This is a genomic window from Methanosalsum zhilinae DSM 4017 (assembly GCF_000217995.1).
GTDB lineage: Archaea > Halobacteriota > Methanosarcinia > Methanosarcinales > Methanosarcinaceae > Methanosalsum > Methanosalsum zhilinae.
Map to the genome: position 1 here is coordinate 1,896,589 of NC_015676.1, position 15,746 is coordinate 1,912,334.

13 protein-coding genes, 1 tRNA gene and 1 other RNA gene are annotated in these 15,746 nt (G+C 40.4%); 8 read left to right on the top strand and 7 right to left on the bottom strand.

The genetic code is table 11. From position 1 onward, the window contains the following. Nucleotides 1-32: 32 nt before the first annotated feature. The 3 genes from MZHIL_RS08970 to MZHIL_RS08980 form a co-directional block, all read right to left on the bottom strand. Nucleotides 33-1,151 (bottom strand): COG1361 S-layer family protein, encoded by a 1,119-nt coding sequence (locus MZHIL_RS08970; protein WP_013899056.1) that lies wholly within the window; start codon nt 1,149-1,151, stop codon nt 33-35. 20 nt (nt 1,152-1,171) lie between these two features. After that, nucleotides 1,172-3,493, bottom strand: coding sequence for an efflux RND transporter permease subunit (locus tag MZHIL_RS08975; protein WP_013899057.1), 2,322 nt, complete (start codon nt 3,491-3,493; stop codon nt 1,172-1,174). 252 nt (nt 3,494-3,745) lie between these two features. Next, on the bottom strand, nt 3,746-4,351 hold the full coding sequence (locus MZHIL_RS08980) for a TetR/AcrR family transcriptional regulator (RefSeq protein ID WP_013899058.1): 606 nt from the start codon (nt 4,349-4,351) through the stop codon (nt 3,746-3,748). An 89-nt stretch (nt 4,352-4,440) separates the two neighbouring features. Here MZHIL_RS08980 and MZHIL_RS08985 point away from each other — a divergent pair, with 89 nt between their 5' ends. Both MZHIL_RS08985 and MZHIL_RS08990 read left to right on the top strand, forming a co-directional pair. Further along, a complete protein-coding gene (locus MZHIL_RS08985) occupies nt 4,441-5,121 on the top strand; it encodes an MBL fold metallo-hydrolase (protein WP_013899059.1) in 681 nt (226 codons plus the stop codon). Nucleotides 5,122-5,135: 14 nt separating this feature from the next. Then, nucleotides 5,136-5,465 carry a ribonuclease P protein component 4 gene (locus MZHIL_RS08990; RefSeq protein WP_013899060.1) on the top strand — a complete coding sequence of 110 codons (330 nt, stop codon included), beginning with the start codon at nt 5,136-5,138 and terminating at the stop codon, nt 5,463-5,465. A gap of 20 nt (nt 5,466-5,485) precedes the next feature. Here the strand turns inward: MZHIL_RS08990 and MZHIL_RS10400 are convergent, their stop codons facing one another. From MZHIL_RS10400 to ffs, 3 genes are all read right to left on the bottom strand, one after another. Continuing rightward, nucleotides 5,486-5,713 carry a hypothetical protein gene (locus MZHIL_RS10400; RefSeq protein ID WP_013899061.1) on the bottom strand — a complete coding sequence of 76 codons (228 nt, stop codon included), beginning with the start codon at nt 5,711-5,713 and terminating at the stop codon, nt 5,486-5,488. Nucleotides 5,714-5,761: 48 nt separating this feature from the next. Beyond that, nucleotides 5,762-5,849: transfer RNA gene (locus MZHIL_RS08995), tRNA-Ser, on the bottom strand. A 124-nt stretch (nt 5,850-5,973) separates the two neighbouring features. Further along, nucleotides 5,974-6,288, bottom strand: an RNA gene (ffs, locus tag MZHIL_RS10405) — signal recognition particle sRNA. Between the two features lie 109 nt (nt 6,289-6,397). Between ffs and MZHIL_RS09000 the strand changes: the two genes are divergently transcribed. After that, entirely contained in the window at nt 6,398-6,637 is a 240-nt protein-coding gene (locus tag MZHIL_RS09000) for a helix-turn-helix domain-containing protein (protein WP_013899062.1), read from the top strand. A gap of 94 nt (nt 6,638-6,731) precedes the next feature. On the opposite strand, the gene MZHIL_RS09005 is transcribed toward MZHIL_RS09000, so the two are convergent. Continuing rightward, nucleotides 6,732-7,025 (bottom strand): MarR family transcriptional regulator, encoded by a 294-nt coding sequence (locus MZHIL_RS09005; RefSeq protein ID WP_013899063.1) that lies wholly within the window; start codon nt 7,023-7,025, stop codon nt 6,732-6,734. A 214-nt stretch (nt 7,026-7,239) separates the two neighbouring features. On the opposite strand from MZHIL_RS09005, the gene MZHIL_RS09010 reads away from it, so the two are divergent. The 5 genes from MZHIL_RS09010 to MZHIL_RS09030 all read left to right on the top strand — a co-directional run bounded on the left by MZHIL_RS09010 (nt 7,240) and on the right by MZHIL_RS09030 (nt 15,727). Beyond that, nucleotides 7,240-8,886, top strand: coding sequence for a sensor histidine kinase (locus MZHIL_RS09010; protein ID WP_013899064.1), 1,647 nt, complete (start codon nt 7,240-7,242; stop codon nt 8,884-8,886). A gap of 57 nt (nt 8,887-8,943) precedes the next feature. Next, nucleotides 8,944-9,735, top strand: coding sequence for a helix-turn-helix transcriptional regulator (locus MZHIL_RS09015; protein WP_013899065.1), 792 nt, complete (start codon nt 8,944-8,946; stop codon nt 9,733-9,735). Nucleotides 9,736-9,991: 256 nt separating this feature from the next. After that, nucleotides 9,992-11,902 (top strand): methyltransferase cognate corrinoid protein, encoded by a 1,911-nt coding sequence (locus MZHIL_RS09020; RefSeq protein WP_013899066.1) that lies wholly within the window; start codon nt 9,992-9,994, stop codon nt 11,900-11,902. Between the two features lie 281 nt (nt 11,903-12,183). Continuing rightward, on the top strand, nt 12,184-14,211 hold the full coding sequence (locus MZHIL_RS09025; RefSeq protein WP_013899067.1) for a hydantoinase/oxoprolinase family protein: 2,028 nt from the start codon (nt 12,184-12,186) through the stop codon (nt 14,209-14,211). Further along, the gene (locus MZHIL_RS09030) at nt 14,120-15,727 is read left to right on the top strand and encodes a TCP-1/cpn60 chaperonin family protein (protein ID WP_245527541.1); all 1,608 of its coding nucleotides are present in this window, start codon (nt 14,120-14,122) and stop codon (nt 15,725-15,727) included. The genes MZHIL_RS09025 and MZHIL_RS09030 overlap by 92 nt, the downstream gene beginning before the upstream one ends. Nucleotides 15,728-15,746 lie beyond the last annotated feature (19 nt).

A 15,746-nucleotide genomic window follows, 5' to 3' on the forward strand; every position in this document is an offset into this window, starting at 1 on the left:
ATACACCTTATCTTCTTTGTTTTAGTTCATAATTATTTGTAATGATCAATATTTCTTATTACACTAAATATCAGATATATTCCAAGAATGAAAATACCAATAAGTGCAATAAGTCCTGGGCTGATGCCTGCTCTTGTAGGCTCAACTTCAATTCCTATTTTCATATCATCTGAAAATTTCAGATCATTGTTGTTATCAAGATATCTGATCTCGGAATTGATATTGTATTTTTTTCCAACTGCATCAGACTCTGCAAAAACCTGGAAGTTAACTGTTCTTTCCTCACCTGGCTCCATGTTTCCTAGGTATGTTGTTGATCTGTCTGTACTCAGTGGTAGTATAGCAATAGTTCTAAGTATAGCATCCTCAGCTGCTACTTCTCCTATATTTTGGTAGGTTACACTGAGGGTTTTGGTGGAGCCTGGATACAGCTTTTCTGAGCTGGATATCTGTGTGATCTCAAATTTAGGACTTTCCTTTATTCTGATGGGAACGTACAGTGTTTTGTTAACATTTGTATAATGTGCTGTATGATCCATACCTGGCATCCCTATCAGTGCAGTCTGGCTACCTGTCATACGCGCCTGGCTCTGGTATTTGTAGGATATAGGTATTGAGAGGATGTATTCACCAGCAGGAGCATTGTTTGAAATTGTAATCATGAATTCAAGAGGATCTTCAAGAAGTTCTCCTGGAACTAGTTTTTCCACTGTGTGACTGCTTGTTGCAGGATCAATTTTAATGTAGTCTGTATCGGATTTCAGCTCTGCTTTCAAACCAATGGCTGTTGTACGTCTTGATTCATATTCAAGTTCCTTAAGTGAGAGTTCATGGGCCCCAGTATCATCACTGCCAACCCTTTTATCTGCCTTGAATCCGTAGAGTACTCCTCTGTTGACCAGGTTGATTTGAAGCATAGCAATGTCTCCCCTTTCAAATTCAGGGTCTCCTATCAGGGAAAAGTTGATGTCCGGCTCTCCATATCCTCTGTAATAGTTGGTAGAAAATCCATATCCTGGAGCCAGTAAATCATTATTATCCGCAGCCTGAGCTGCAATGGGCCCAGCTGCAAAAACCAATATCATAATAATCGTAATTGCAGCCAGTGAAATGTATATTGCTGCCTTTGAAATGCGATTCCAGAACCTCATTTAAATCAACCTTCCTGTTTTCAAACCGTATTAATATTAATTTCAGTCTCATGCCTGTTTTTTGCTGCTACCCTTCGATCTCTCCACTGATCCAGAACCAGCATAACTGCAGGAAATACAACAAATGTTGCCATAAGGGCAAGACCTACACTTATAACTGTAACCAGACCAAAGTTCTGGTTCATGGGGAAAGGAGATGCAAGCAGGGCGGAAAATCCAAACATGGTGGTAAGTCCGGAAGTTGCTATTGCTTTTCCTATTTTAACATTTGCCTCGTGCATAGCTTGAAAATGCGACATTCCTTTCTCCTTTTCTTCATAGTATCGTTCCATCATAAGTATCGCATATTCTGATCCAATTCCCAGTATAAGTGCTCCCAGCGTGGCGGTCATTGGTGTATATTCGATTCCTGTATAATACATTACACCACCATTCCAGCCAATGACCATCAGCATTGTGATCACAGGAGCCAGTGCCTTTACAGGATCCCGGTATATTATTAGGAGCCCAAAAAAGACAAGAGTGAGCCCAAAGAGTGTCATCAGCGTTCTTCCACTGGTCAGTGCAAATATTACTTCAGTGAACACAACAGGATCACCTGTTGCGGTAATCTGGACTCCTGGAGGCGGTGGCATCCATTTGAGATCATCTTCAATAATTTCTACAAGAACCTCCATTCCTTCAAGTCCCAGAACTCCAAACGCATCACCTATTTGGAGGTTGATGTGCATCATGGTTCCTCCATAGATATACATGTCCTTTTGGGCATCAGGCAGACTTTCATAGATGTCTTCAACCCGCTGGGATGAATCGGGAATTTTACCATTGTTATGTGCTTTTACCAGATGAACTATGCTGGATGATCCGTGAACATGGCTTCGCCTATCCACAAGATGAGATTCAAAATCATCCATCCACCTGAGCAATTCAGGATCTGCATTGTTATCAGTCATTACAATGAGATTTATTGAATCTTGACCACCCAGATATCCTCCCAGGCGATTAAGATCAATCAGTTCAGGCATATCCTGAGGTACAAATGTGCGTATATCAGCTTCAAGAGGTACATAGAAATCTGCATAGAGTCCCCCAATACATAAAAATCCTGCAATTGCAAGAATTATTGCAGGATGTCTGGCTGTGATGATAGATATCTTGCTGAGAATCTGAACCATCTTTTCATTTTCAATGTCATCTTCCTGTGATTTCTTTTCCCTTCGGGAAGGAATCAGGAACTTGAGATTATATTTGCGTGCAAATTCTCCTCTTCTCTTTCTGATTCTATGCAGTCCGTAAATCAGTGATACTCCAACAAAAAGCGTTGTCAGAAAGCACAGTGCAATTCCTATAAGAAGCAATTTTGCAAAGTCCTGTATCATTGGGACTGTTGATGTCAGGAGTGAAACAAAACCAAGAGATGTTATGATCAGGGCAATAAGCACTGCAGGACCTGTATGCTTGATTGTCTCAATAACTGCCAGTGCTTCATTGTCATTTCTGTGCAATTCTTCCTCAATACGGCTGTGGAACTGGATTGCATAGTCAATTCCAAGACCAATAAGTATGGGAAACGCTGCCATTGAAGCTGTTGTCAGTGGTATCTCCAGGTAACCCATGGCTCCAAATGTGTATATTATTCCAAGAAATACCAGTGGAAGTGGCAGAATTCTCCATCTTACATGCCTGAATACTGCATAAAGTGCGATAATCATGAACAGTCCTGAGACTATCAGCAGATTTCCTGTGGTATCATTCATCAGGTCTTCCATTGCAATATTGAAGGCGGTAAAACCAGTAAGTGTAACAGTGTATCCAGGGGGAAACTGTGCAAGGTCAATGGAATTTAGAATTTCATCATTTATTTGCCGGAGTTCATTTTCACCAACATTTCTTTCCATATTGATGTACATTATTGTGACACTTTTCTGGGGTATCAGGCCAGTTGTGTCACTGGACTTGAGATAAAATTCTATCTTTTCCCTGCTATCAGGAATTTCATATCTGCCGTTTTTCTGGAAATTCATTTCCTTTACAATCAATGCAGTGCTTGTGGTATCAACCACACCTGGGATCGATCTTGTAAGATGATCCATTCTATCAATTGCATTAAGAAGCTCAGGGTTGCTGGCATCTCCACCTTCTATCATTATTGGAATGGAGTGGGTGCTGAAAATATTAAGGTAGAGGTGTTCAAAATCCTGGTACAGTCTTGAGTCTTTCTCAGCAAAGGTTTCTGTGCCGGTTTCCATCTCAATGTACTGGGTTCCGTGCACAGCTACAACCGTCAGCAGTATAGCAATTGTAAATATAATGAGCTTATTATCTTCGATAAAAATTCCCAATTTTTCAAAGATATTTTTAATGCTGAACTCTCCTGCCGGCTGTAAAGAATAGATTTTTGATTATCAGGTTTTGATGTGTACTGCCCTAGATAATATACCTGTATTTAATTGTTACCAAAGAACAGAGTACAGTATAAATTATAAACTGAACTCATTTTCCAGATACATATATCCTGCAATCACTAATTTTGGCAGATATATATTTGATGACCAAATAAATATTTTGGTCAGAGAGTCACAGCGCACTGATGCTTATCTGCAATGTCCCCTACAGACAATTCCTGCAGCTATAATCTCAAATAGGCGCTTTTCCACCTGAGAACACTTTCCCTCTTTTATTTCTTTTGATTTCAGCAGGCCCAGTACCACTGCACGAAACATTCGGGCTACAGTTTCAGGTTCATCCATAAGTACACCGGCACCCTGCCATCTCCTGACAAAAGGTCTCATAAATTCAGATTCCTGGATATATATCTGCTTTAATCTGTCATCTGAAATTTTCCGGGTAAGGGAATCAATCACTTCTGCAAGCATTATCTCTTTTAATATAGGCTTTGTTCTGATGAGTTCCAGATTGTAGTGCAGAAAATATTTGATTTCCTTTTCTGGATCATCGATTTGCTGAAGTTCTTTCAGCAGAGGCTCAATTAGCTTTCTGCGTTCTTGCTGGATAATTTCCAGGTAGAGTTCTTCCTTTGATTCAAAAAAGCTATAAAATGAACCTTTGGATATTCCTGCCGAATCTGCAAGTTCCTGAACTGTTGTCTTCTGCAGGCCATATCTGCTAAAAAGTTCAAATCCGTATTCAATAAGTAATTTTTTGATATGTTGCTTCCTTTCCTGGGTAAAACCATTCATATGACAGTATATATCATCCGATAAACATAAAACCTGCTTTCATGTTAAATTGTTCATAAATATATACTATGAGTACAAGGAGTATAATTATGGAAAATGAAGATTCTGTAAAAGTGGGTAATGTTACCATCAAATGGCTGGGCCATGCAGGGTTCATGATAAAAGGAGAGGATAAGACCGTATACATTGATCCTTATTCTCTTCCTGAGTATATTGATTTTGAGGACAGGGCTGATCTGATACTGATAACACACGATCACTATGACCATTGCAGCCAGGAACAGGTTCAAAAACTATGGAAAGGAGATGCTACTGTCCTGGTGCCCGAATCATGTGATCTCCGATTTGTAGGTGATACTCGTACTGTAAATTCCGGGGATCATCTTGATGAAGAACTTAAGGTGAAGGATTTTGAAATCGAGATAGTGCCTGCATATAATATTGATAAACAGTTCCATCCATCTGGAAGAGGTGTTGGATACATCATTACGATAGAAGATATTAGGATATATCATGCAGGAGATACTGATTTCATACCTCAGATGAAGGAAATTTCTGCAGATGTTGCATTGCTTCCAATAGGCGGGACCTATACTATGGATGAGGAAGAAGCTGCAGAAGCTGCAGTTGCTATCTCGCCCAGGATGGTAATTCCCATGCATTATGGTATGATAGATGGTACGAAAGCCGATCCTGAACTTTTCAGGCAGCTGGTACATAGGAAAAATCCCGAAATTGAGGTTTCGATTCTGAAAGTAACTACTAAATAAGGTAGAGATAATCTATGGGTAGAAACAGAAGGAAAAAGAAGGCTATTATCAGAGACCTTGCATCTCAGCGAATTGAACGACTATTTAAGCTTGCAGAACTTGAGCATGCCAGTAACCCCCAGCGCAGTAACAGATACGTATCACTGGCCAGAAAAATAGGTATGCGACACCGAGTCAGTATACCTTCCCATCTCAGACGCAGAGTATGCAGGTGTTGTGATACTTTTCTTGTACCTGGATCCAGTTCAAGAATTCGTCTTCGCAGAAACTATATACTGATCACCTGTCTAAACTGTGGCAGGCATATGCGATTCCCTTATGACCTTAAATTAGAAGATAGCTGAGAAACCTGATAAAACAGTTTTCATCCTGCAAGGGCTGTTAGCAGTTTTGAGATAATATATGCTACCAATATCATCACCACACCACTGACCAGGTAGATTGTAATTGTTCTGATCACTTCATCTTTTTCTGCACCTGCTGTGATTCCAAAGATTTCACCACTGCAGCCCCCGCTCCCACAGCCTCTTCTAGATCTGTTATTGCTGTTTTCGTCAGATTCTGATCGGGTTACTGTCGGCAGTACTTTCATGATAGTTACCTGGTAATTGTTGTAAAATATAAGATTTGCTGTAATGTATGGCGACGAGAGGGGGATTCGAACCCCCGAGGTGCAGAGCACCACAGGATTAGCAATCCTGCGCCATACCGGGCTTGGCTACCTCGTCTCTGAAAATTGTGTTAAATTATTGAATCAGATATTCACAAATGCAGTAGAGATATATAATTCTTTTCTTGATGATCCAGTTTATGATGGTAATTGGATTTGCATTGAATAGTTGTAATTAGAAGCGGCAGGCATGCCGCAGGTCGATGTCTCGCACAGACACGGATGATCTGTGATCTCGTCTCCACTCCGTGACCCTGCAAGCGACGTATGCCCGCAGTTGGTCTGCTCCCTTCCGGGCCTTGACCGGTTCCCGCAGTGAGGACACAGAGACCTGCTCTCCAGCAAGCCCCTGTATCTACATCGTCCAAGCAGGACGGAGCTTCTCAGTTGAGTTCACAGGTCCGTGCCTGATTGAGGCACCTTCCCTTGGCTTCGTCCCCTACATATCGGCGATTTTAGGTTACAGGTAACGCCGAGCTACCCGGACTAGCCCGCCAACACTAGAATATATCTGACCATATTAAAAGTATTCCCCATAAAGGAGGACCCAATTTACAGGACATAAACTAGTTATATCAGGTTCAATAAATATTAGATTGTGAGATCATGGATGAACTGATAGGATTTGTTACAGGAAGCAATAACCGCCAGAAATTGCTGGGATTGCTGGGATCGAAGGGGGAAGCAGATGCTGACCGCATTGCAAAGATGATGCATGTGTTCCGTCCATCTGTGGAGAAAATACTCGATGAACTCATGGAGAGGAAACTTGTAGAGAAAAAAGGTGAGGTATATCAACTGACAGAACTCGGGGAAGAGGTCAACGGACGCATTCATGCTCTTTGATCTTGTGCTGGATTTAGTTTGAGAAAAGATAAATGATCAACAATATCTGACCGGCATATGAAATATTAATGCCGGTCAATTTAATAGAACCTTTTTAAGTATTCTGTCCAGATGCTGCAGCTCTGGCAGTACCATTATCCTTTACTCCATAGAGAATCTGTCTTGCATCCCTGAAGCAGAACTTTTCCATCAGGAAATTACCCCCTTTAAGCCTGCTTAACGCGTATCTTACAGTCCTTGGTGGAAGCTGACTTTCTCTGGCAATTTCTTTTGGGGTCAGAAATCCCCTGTATTCAAGAACTTTGTATACAAGCTTTGCAGATGGTGGCATATCTTCAATGCCCTTATGACTGTTCTCCCGATTGCTGATATCTGTTTCGTTATACATTTTATTCACTGACCTGTCAACAAAAACGATCCCTCATTTTGCATTCACCATCATCAGTTAACGCCGTTAACATATATATAAATTACGGGTTTCATCTTTTCATACCAGTAAATGGTCATGTTGGTATGGTTGTACTCCTGCTTGAACACCATGAAACCAATGATGTTATATACTTTGATAAATTACCTGAAATTTGAAAGTAACAGGTTAAATAATGAATGATAGAGACTATCGAGAATTAGATAAAATAATTAACAGCAGTCCTGCAGTCATATTTCTGTGGAAGGCTGAAAACGGCTGGCCTGTTGAATTTGTATCAGATAATATTCTCCAGTTTGGATATGAAGCTGAAGAGTTTATCTCAGGAAAATTGAAATTTGCGGATATAATACACCCGCATGATCTGGGCAAGGTTGTTAAGCTTTTTTCAAAATCAAATATGACTGATTATCCAGGATTTACGATCGATTACCGAATAATAACCAAATCCGGTGATGTAAGATGGGTTAATGAGAGAACACTGATTCGCCGTGATGATGATGGAAACCTGATCAATTATGAGGGTATTATTTTTGATGTTACAGATCGCAAAAAATCAGAACATGAGATGAAACTGAATAAGGAACTTATGGAATCGCTTCTGAAAATGAACCAGATGATCGGTGCAACTTTGCAGGAAATCACTGATTTTGCCCGTGAAGAAGCCGTCAGGCTTACAGATAGTAAACTGGGGTATCTGGCATTCACAAATGCTGATGAAAGTGTCCTTACAATGCATTCATGGTCAAAAAATGCAATGAAGGAATGTAAGATCGAAGATAAGAAATTTGTTTATCCTCTAAAGACCACAGGTCTCTGGGGAGAGTCGGTAAGGCAAAGGAAACCGGTGATCACTAATGATTACAGTGAACCTGATCCGTTGAAAAAAGGATATCCTGAGGGTCATGTAGAACTGAAAAATCATGTAACGGTACCCATATTTGATGGGGATCGCATCGTTGGAGTTGTGGGAGCAGGCAATAAATTAAGTGATTACGACGATTTTGATTCTTTAAAACTTACACTGCTTATACAGAATATGTGGAAACTGATACAGCGAAAACACCTTCTTGAAGCTCTTAACAAATATTCCCGGGACTTATCCAAGGCGAATGCTGAACTTAAATCGTTTACAAAGATAAAAAAAGAATTCATTGAAGGACAACGTCTAAAGCAATCACAGGGTGATTACAATAAACTACTCCAGGACGACATGCTTGAGTCAATTGAAGAACAGCACAGGAATTCAATGGCAAAATCTTTGATGTTCTCTGAAAAACTTAATCGTCTGATCGATTCTCTGATGTTTTTAAGTACTGAGCAGGCAGGAAAACTTGATTATCATTTTGGTCCGGTGAATATTGAAAAAATAGTGAACAATTCCCTTATGAATTTGATTCTCATAATAGATGAAAAGGATATTGAGATTGAGAATGAGGTTCCTGCCGATTTACCTTCTGTTAGGGCTGATAGTGAGAAACTGACAAACGTTTTGATCAATCTTCTTGAAAATGCGGCAAAATATAACGAACCCGGAGGAAAGATTGTTATTAATATATGGAATGAGGATAACTATGTGCGTTTGAGCATAAGGGATACTGGAAAAGGTATTCCTGAGAAGATAATCCCCCATCTGTTCCAGAGTATATACCAGGTCGATGATTCCATAACCCGCAGATATGAAGGTATTGAATCTGGACTATATCTATGCAAAAAAGTGATAGATGCACATGGTGGAAAGATCTGGATTGAAAGTGAACTGGGTGAGGGAACAACAGTTCATGTAAAACTCCCTGTATATGAAAATGTATCGCAGGCCTGAAGATGGGAGGTATGAACCAATTAATTCTCATCTGATAGAAGTAGATGGAGTGGAATAATGAAAGCTGAACTACTTGGAACTCTTTTTCTGTCTGAAAAGAGAAAAAACCTTCTGTTATTGCTCAAAGAAGGTGAAAAAGACATAGATGAGATCAAAAGAGCCCTTAATGTAAACACAAGTGCCATTATGACCCAGATTAACATTCTGATGAGCCAGGGCCTGATTGTATATCAGAATAATGAATACGGACTTTCTTCTATGGGTGGGGTGATCGTTAAGAAAATGCAGCCCCTACTGGAGACCCTGAACCTCTATGAAGATAACAGACTTTACTGGGAGAACCATAAGATAGAGGCCCTTCCATGTCATCTTTTAAATAGAATAGAGGAACTGGGTAGCTGTGAATTTGTCGAGCCAGATCTTGATAGGATGTATGACCTTCCAAAGAGGTTTGAAGAAAATCTGGAAAAATCAAAATATATTCATGAGGTATCATCATACTTCAGCCCTGCTTATTCAGGTCTTTATAAGAGACTTGTAGAAAAGGGAATTGAGATTTCATTGATCCTTACAGAAACTGTTTTTGAAAGACTGAAGAATGAATATCAATCAGACCTGGCCTTTTATCTGGGTTCTGGCTATGTTAACCTGTATGTTTGTACGGAGAAGATAGAACTGGCATCGGGGGTAGTTACTGATCGGTTCCTTGCATTATCTCTTTTCTACAACACAGGAATTTATCACAATCACACAATGATGAGCTTTGAATCCAGTGCAATCAATTGGGGCAAGGATCTTTTTTCCTATTATCTGGATATATCTAGAAAAATATCACAGGATGATTTCTGATTCTTAATGTAGAAAGTATAGCAGAGCAATTAACTCTCTTATTCGATCAAAGTCTTTGATCTCATTAACATCTATGATCTGATTGTATGATATCATACTATTATGCTATTTAATTATATTATGAAATTTAATAAATAACCAAGAATTATTATATATATATTTAAATTTAAAATCACTTTGAATAACGCTGTGAATTCCTGGATAATTCAGGTGTTATTACCTAACAGTACAGATAGGATATGGAGAGTATGTATTTATGAAAGAAGAAATACTGAACCAATTAGCGGATGCTGTAGTTTCTGGTAGTAAGGAAAGTGCAGCAGAGCTTTCAAAAAAAGCTCTTGAGGAAGGAATAGACCCCCAGGAAGCACTGGTGAACGGGCTTGCTAAAGGTATGAACATAATGAGTGATAAGTATGAGACTGGAGAAGCCTTTGTCCCTCATCTATTGATCGCATCCGGTGCAATGTATGCTGGTATGGAAGTGCTTATACCCCACCTAAAGAAAGAAGGAGCTGGCAGACCTGCAACAGGGGTTATAGGTACTATTGAAGGAGATGTACATGACATAGGCAAGAACCTTGTCAAAACAATGCTCAGCGCAGCAGGATTTAATATGATAGATCTTGGTAACGATGTTCCTCTTGAGGACTTTGTGAAGGCTGCAAAGGAAAATAAGGCTGATATCATATCCATGAGTGCACTGATGACTACTACAATGGTGGGCATGGAAAAGGTCATTGAAAGCCTTCAGGAAGAAGGTATCAGGGATGCGGTAAAGGTAATGGTCGGTGGAGCACCTGTTTCCGAGGAATTTGCAGAAAAGATTGGTGCTGATTCAACCCATCCTGATTCTATGGGTGCAGCTGACTGGGCTACAAATGCTGTAAAAAGTATGCCACCTGCAGATGAGAGATGGACTGAGGAGAAGATAAGCCTTGGAAAGGTCAAATACAGGGATGTTCTGGCAAAGAAAAAAGCCAAGGTTGGAGCTGCAAAGGATATTGGCCTTGAGACTGCCCGTGAGATCATAGATGAGTTTGAAAAAGTAGGTGTAAAGAAGAAAGAGGAAATGACCCATATAGACAGGGTAGTCTCATCCCTTGGAGACAAAAAGGTTGACCGTCTTCCTGTATACCCACTTGCCTGTGGAGTTCTGAGAAAGTTCGTACCTACAACCTATAGAGAATATACAACTGATCCGGAAATGTTTGCCCAGAGTGCCTACCTGGGAGTAAAATACATGGACCTTGACATGTTTGTAGGTCTTGTTGATCTGTCAATTACATCCTCTGACCTTGGATGTAAGGTAAGTATACCGGATGAGGATACTCCTGCGTCAGTGGGTCACCTGGATGACTATGATAAAATAGAAATTCCCGAGGTAAAGGAAGGAACACGTATATATGAGCTGATCCAGGCTTCAAAACTTGCAAAAGAGAGACTGAACAAGGAACTCAATGCACCATTTGTAGCTTTCCATGAAGGACCGCTTCTTACACTAACCCAGTTGATGGGTGCGGACCGTGTTCTTATGGATATGAAGACAAATCCGGACGTTGTTCTTGATGCAGTAGATAAGATGACTGATTTTGTATGTGACATCTCTGAAAAGTTCTTTGAAGAGGATGCATGTGATGGTCTTTGTATAGATAATCTCTGGTCCAACAATGTAATTATGAGTGAGGATGATTACTGGAAGTTTGAAGGTAAGTTTGTTAAAGATCGCCATGTGCCCCTCTTTAAAGAATACAATCAGCCATACATGATCCACAGCTGTGCTGACAATGTCCACTTTGATATTCAGATTAAAGAATTTGGTACAGGACTGTTCAGCTATGCATATTATCCAAAACTCAGGAATAAAGGATCCAAGAATTATGCAGACCTTATTCCAAAATATGGTGACATGTGCTGTATGATGGGAGAAGTAGATCCAATCAAATTCATAGATCCCTCTCCAGAGGGCGTACAGAGCATTGAGAATGATACTGAGGAACTTCTCAGGGGTGTACTTCCGGTTCTCAAAGAAAATGGACTGCAGTCAAAATATGTCATGTCTACAGGATGTGAAATTCCACCAGGCGGTCCGTTGAACGGTGTAAAGGCTATGGTAGATACTGTCAAGAAACTTGGTCCGGACTTACAGAAAGAGATCATGGGCTGAATAGACGAATAGTTGTTTCATGTAAAAAAAGTGAGGGCTTTGATGCATTAAAGCCAGCAAATATTCATATCTTACTGTGGATATGTTCCATTTGCGGGCTGTTCAATGCCCTGTTATTATTTTTTGCAGAAATATATCGGTAACAGATGCTATTTGCCTGTCAACCCGACATTTACGAAACTGGAATAATTTGAAAATAACATGTATGTAAGAAAAAAGGTGGATTGTGTTCTCCTGAATTTTAGGGAAGCAATTATACATCTGAAAATAGGAGGAATTTAATGAGTCTTGGTCTTGGAATTGATACTGGGGGGACATATACAGACTCGGTGATCATGGACATTTCTAGTGGATCCATACTTGATTCCAATAAATCACTGACAACATACCCTGACCTAATTACAGGGATACAGAATTCAATTGACGGGCTTGACACCAGGCTTCTGGAAAAGGTTACAAACGTTTCCGTTTCCACCACACTGGCAACAAATACCACACTTGAAGGAAAAGGTTATCCTGCTGCAATGATTCTGATTGGATACTCAATTCCAAAAGGTCTTCCAACACAGCATGTGATATCTGTAAAAGGAGGGCATGATGCAGATGGTTATGAGATCGATGATCTGGATGATCCTGAAGTAATCAAAGATTTTGTAATGTACTGTAAGAACAAGGTTGCTGCATTTGCAGTCTCGTCGTATTTTGGTGTACGAAATCCTGATCATGAACTGAAAGTAAAAAAGATAATACAGGATCTGACAGATATGCCAGTGGTCTGCGGGCATGAACTGTCACAGGGGTTGGGAGCTTATGAGAGATCAGTCACTGCACTGTTAAATGCCCAGCTTATACCGGTAACAAACCAGTTTATACAATCAATACTTTCAGTGATGAAAGAAAGACATATCAGTGCAAACCTTATGATGATGAAATGTGATGGTTCGCTGGTAAAGATAGAAGAGGCACTGGAAAAACCGGTCGAGTCCATATTCTCAGGTCCTGCTGCCAGTCTTGTAGGTGCAGCTCATCTAACAAAACTTGATACATGCATGACAGTTGATGTTGGTGGTACAAGCACTGATATATCCTCTTTATCAGAAGGAATCCCTATCATCAGTGACTCAGGTGCTGTTGTAGGCGGATGGAGTACAATGGTAAAGGCTATCAAGATGAATACATCTGCAATGGGAGGGGATAGTCATGTGTGGGTTCAGTGGAAGCCTTCAATCGGGCCCGGAAGAGTTATTCCTCTATGTTATGTAGCTTCGCAGCACCCGGAAGTTGTGGACAAGCTTGAAAAAATAAAAGAGGATCGAAAGATTTCTGAAAGGATTATGGACCGTATCATACAACCTGTGTCTTTTTTTGTCCGCAGTGAATCTGATCCCAGAACTCTGGAACGGTTAAACGATAATGAAAAAGAGATACTTGATGCACTTTCAGATGAACCCTTATCCATCAAAGAAATAGCCGGGATTACAGGGCACCATCCTCTGATGTTTGGTAATATCCTGGAGTCACTGATACAGAAAAGGCATATTAGCCATATAGGATTTACTCCAACAGATGCACTTCATGTACTGCAGGACTATGAAAAATGGAATTCAGAGGCTTCACATCTGGGCGCAGAGATTCTGGCAGAATATGTGAAGATGGATAAACTATCTTTCTGCACACATGTAAAGAAGAAAGTCGCCTTTAATATTGCACAGAACCTTGTTTCCTTTGTTGCGGAGGATGTGAAGAAAGAGGAAATTGAGAAATTGATGCAGAACTCCGAGAATCTCAGGTTCAGGTTAAATGTACCGGTTGTGTTGATCGGGGCACCAGTCGAGGCTTTTCTGGAAGAGCTGAAAAGTGTTATTGATGGAGAAATCACTGTTCCTGAATATTATGATGTTGGAAACGCTGTAGGTGCACTTGTAGGTAATATCATCCACAGATCAGATGTTCTCATCAGGCCTTCAGCTGCAGGAAGCAGCCAATATTCAGTATTCTGTGAAGCAGGAAAAATGGTATTTGATGAATATGGCCAGGCAGTGGATTATGGTATAAAATTCATAAACGACAGTATGGCAGAATATATGAATAGCTATGGGCTCAGCATGGACAGAATACAGTTTGACCTGAAAAGGGATGATATAAAAAGTGAAACAGGTTCTGTCATTGAGACCAGATTAACAGGAGTTGGCATAGGATCACCAAGGAGGTCAGATAATGAATGGGTTAAACGCTGGAATGAATCCACAGGACCAAATGAGCAGCATGGATGCTCTAGCCCGGAGTGTGCGGGCAAAGATAGGGATTAATGAGTCTGTAGAGGACGAGGAGCTGATGCATCATGTGGAAAGGGCATGTACAGAGATATATGATCTTCTTGTCTCATCCTATGGTCCCCGTGGCATGAATAAGATGATCATTAACCCTGTAAATGACGTATTTCTCACAAGCGACGGGAAAACAATAATGGAAGAGATTGATATACTGCATCCGGTAGTAACTTCCCTTAAGGATATTGCAAAATCAATGGACAGAGCATGCGGAGATGGTACCAAAACCGCAGTGATACTGGCTGCAGGTCTAATCCGGAATGCTTCTATGCTCATTAAAAGAGGTGTTCATCCATCAACCATAATCAAAGGATACAGACTTGCTCTGAACAAGACATATGAGCTTCTTGAACACGAAAGCTTTCCTGCAAAATCCTATGAACAGATGTATGCTGCTGTTCTAAGCTCGACTGCAGGTAAGGGTATAGATTTCATTATGGCAGACAAGCTTGCCAGAAACATGATGGGCATAGTAGAAAATCTTGATAATATGTCTGAGGGTGGATTCCTTGACCTTGATGAGAATGTGAGTATTATAAAGAAGGTAGGAAAACCTGATATTGTTTCTATATCTGGTGTAATACTTGATGAGAGACCTGCAAGAAAGGATATGCCAGATACTCTTGATAATCCTGAAATATTGATCTTAAAAGGCGATGTCAGTTTTAAGAGTGCTTTTTTGAATTCTCAGCACAATATCAGGATGGACAGTTATGAAACTTCAGTGATGTTTGAAAAAGAGCAGAAGAGAATTGTAAATGATTTTACCCGAAAAATCGTTTCCAGTGGTGCAGAAGCAGTTTTCTGTGAAGGCGATGTTGACCCTTTAATTGAATCCACCCTGTCCAGAAACAGGATTCTGCTATTTAAGAAACTTCAACCAAAAGACCTCCTGCGATTATCAAAATCTACAGGTGCAACAATGATGTCCATCCATGATGACGATTTGTGTGAAGGCACCGGCAGGGCTGAGAGAGTGGAGGTCTCAAAAAAGTGTAATGAGTATTTTGTGTTTGTCAGGTCTCATAACAGGATGATATCTACCATTCTTATCTGGGAACCTGTCAGATATGGCCTGGAAAAGATTGAGGAGGCTGCAGATGATGCTCTGACAAATGCAGCTTTCATTCTAAGAAACAGAATGATTGTAACAGGCGGAGGTGGAATCGAGTTCATATTATCCCAGATGCTTCGAAGCTATGCCACTACCATCGAGGGCAAGGAACAGCTGGCTGTGGAAGAGTATGCCTCTGCTCTTGAAGATATTCCAAGGATCCTGGCAAAAAACGCAGGTATGGATGTGTTCGATTCAATGGCACAGATGTCAGGATACTATAACAGGGGAATTGATGCAAGAATAGATACTTCAGGCAGAGTATGCGAGAATAACCCTCCGATATATGACTGTGCATCCATTAAGAAACTGGCAATTATCTCTGCTACTGAGGCTGCAAGCAATGTTCTAAGAATTGACCGGATTCTGGCAAAGAGTTAATTAGCAGTATGAGAGTGAT

What these genes read in the sequence shown, in the direction of transcription:
- MZHIL_RS08970 (WP_013899056.1), bottom strand. Translation starts at nt 1,151, where the DNA reads ATGAGGTTCTGGAATCGCATTTCAAAGGCAGCAATATACATTTCACTG.
- MZHIL_RS08980 (WP_013899058.1), bottom strand. Translation starts at nt 4,351, where the DNA reads ATGAATGGTTTTACCCAGGAAAGGAAGCAACATATCAAAAAATTACTT.
- MZHIL_RS08985 (WP_013899059.1), top strand. Translation starts at nt 4,441, where the DNA reads ATGGAAAATGAAGATTCTGTAAAAGTGGGTAATGTTACCATCAAATGG.
- MZHIL_RS08990 (WP_013899060.1), top strand. Translation starts at nt 5,136, where the DNA reads ATGGGTAGAAACAGAAGGAAAAAGAAGGCTATTATCAGAGACCTTGCA.
- MZHIL_RS10400 (WP_013899061.1), bottom strand. Translation starts at nt 5,713, where the DNA reads ATGAAAGTACTGCCGACAGTAACCCGATCAGAATCTGACGAAAACAGC.
- MZHIL_RS09000 (WP_013899062.1), top strand. Translation starts at nt 6,398, where the DNA reads ATGGATGAACTGATAGGATTTGTTACAGGAAGCAATAACCGCCAGAAA.
- MZHIL_RS09005 (WP_013899063.1), bottom strand. Translation starts at nt 7,025, where the DNA reads ATGTATAACGAAACAGATATCAGCAATCGGGAGAACAGTCATAAGGGC.
- MZHIL_RS09010 (WP_013899064.1), top strand. Translation starts at nt 7,240, where the DNA reads ATGAATGATAGAGACTATCGAGAATTAGATAAAATAATTAACAGCAGT.
- MZHIL_RS09015 (WP_013899065.1), top strand. Translation starts at nt 8,944, where the DNA reads ATGAAAGCTGAACTACTTGGAACTCTTTTTCTGTCTGAAAAGAGAAAA.
- MZHIL_RS09020 (WP_013899066.1), top strand. Translation starts at nt 9,992, where the DNA reads ATGAAAGAAGAAATACTGAACCAATTAGCGGATGCTGTAGTTTCTGGT.
- MZHIL_RS09025 (WP_013899067.1), top strand. Translation starts at nt 12,184, where the DNA reads ATGAGTCTTGGTCTTGGAATTGATACTGGGGGGACATATACAGACTCG.
- MZHIL_RS09030 (WP_245527541.1), top strand. Translation starts at nt 14,120, where the DNA reads ATGAATGGGTTAAACGCTGGAATGAATCCACAGGACCAAATGAGCAGC.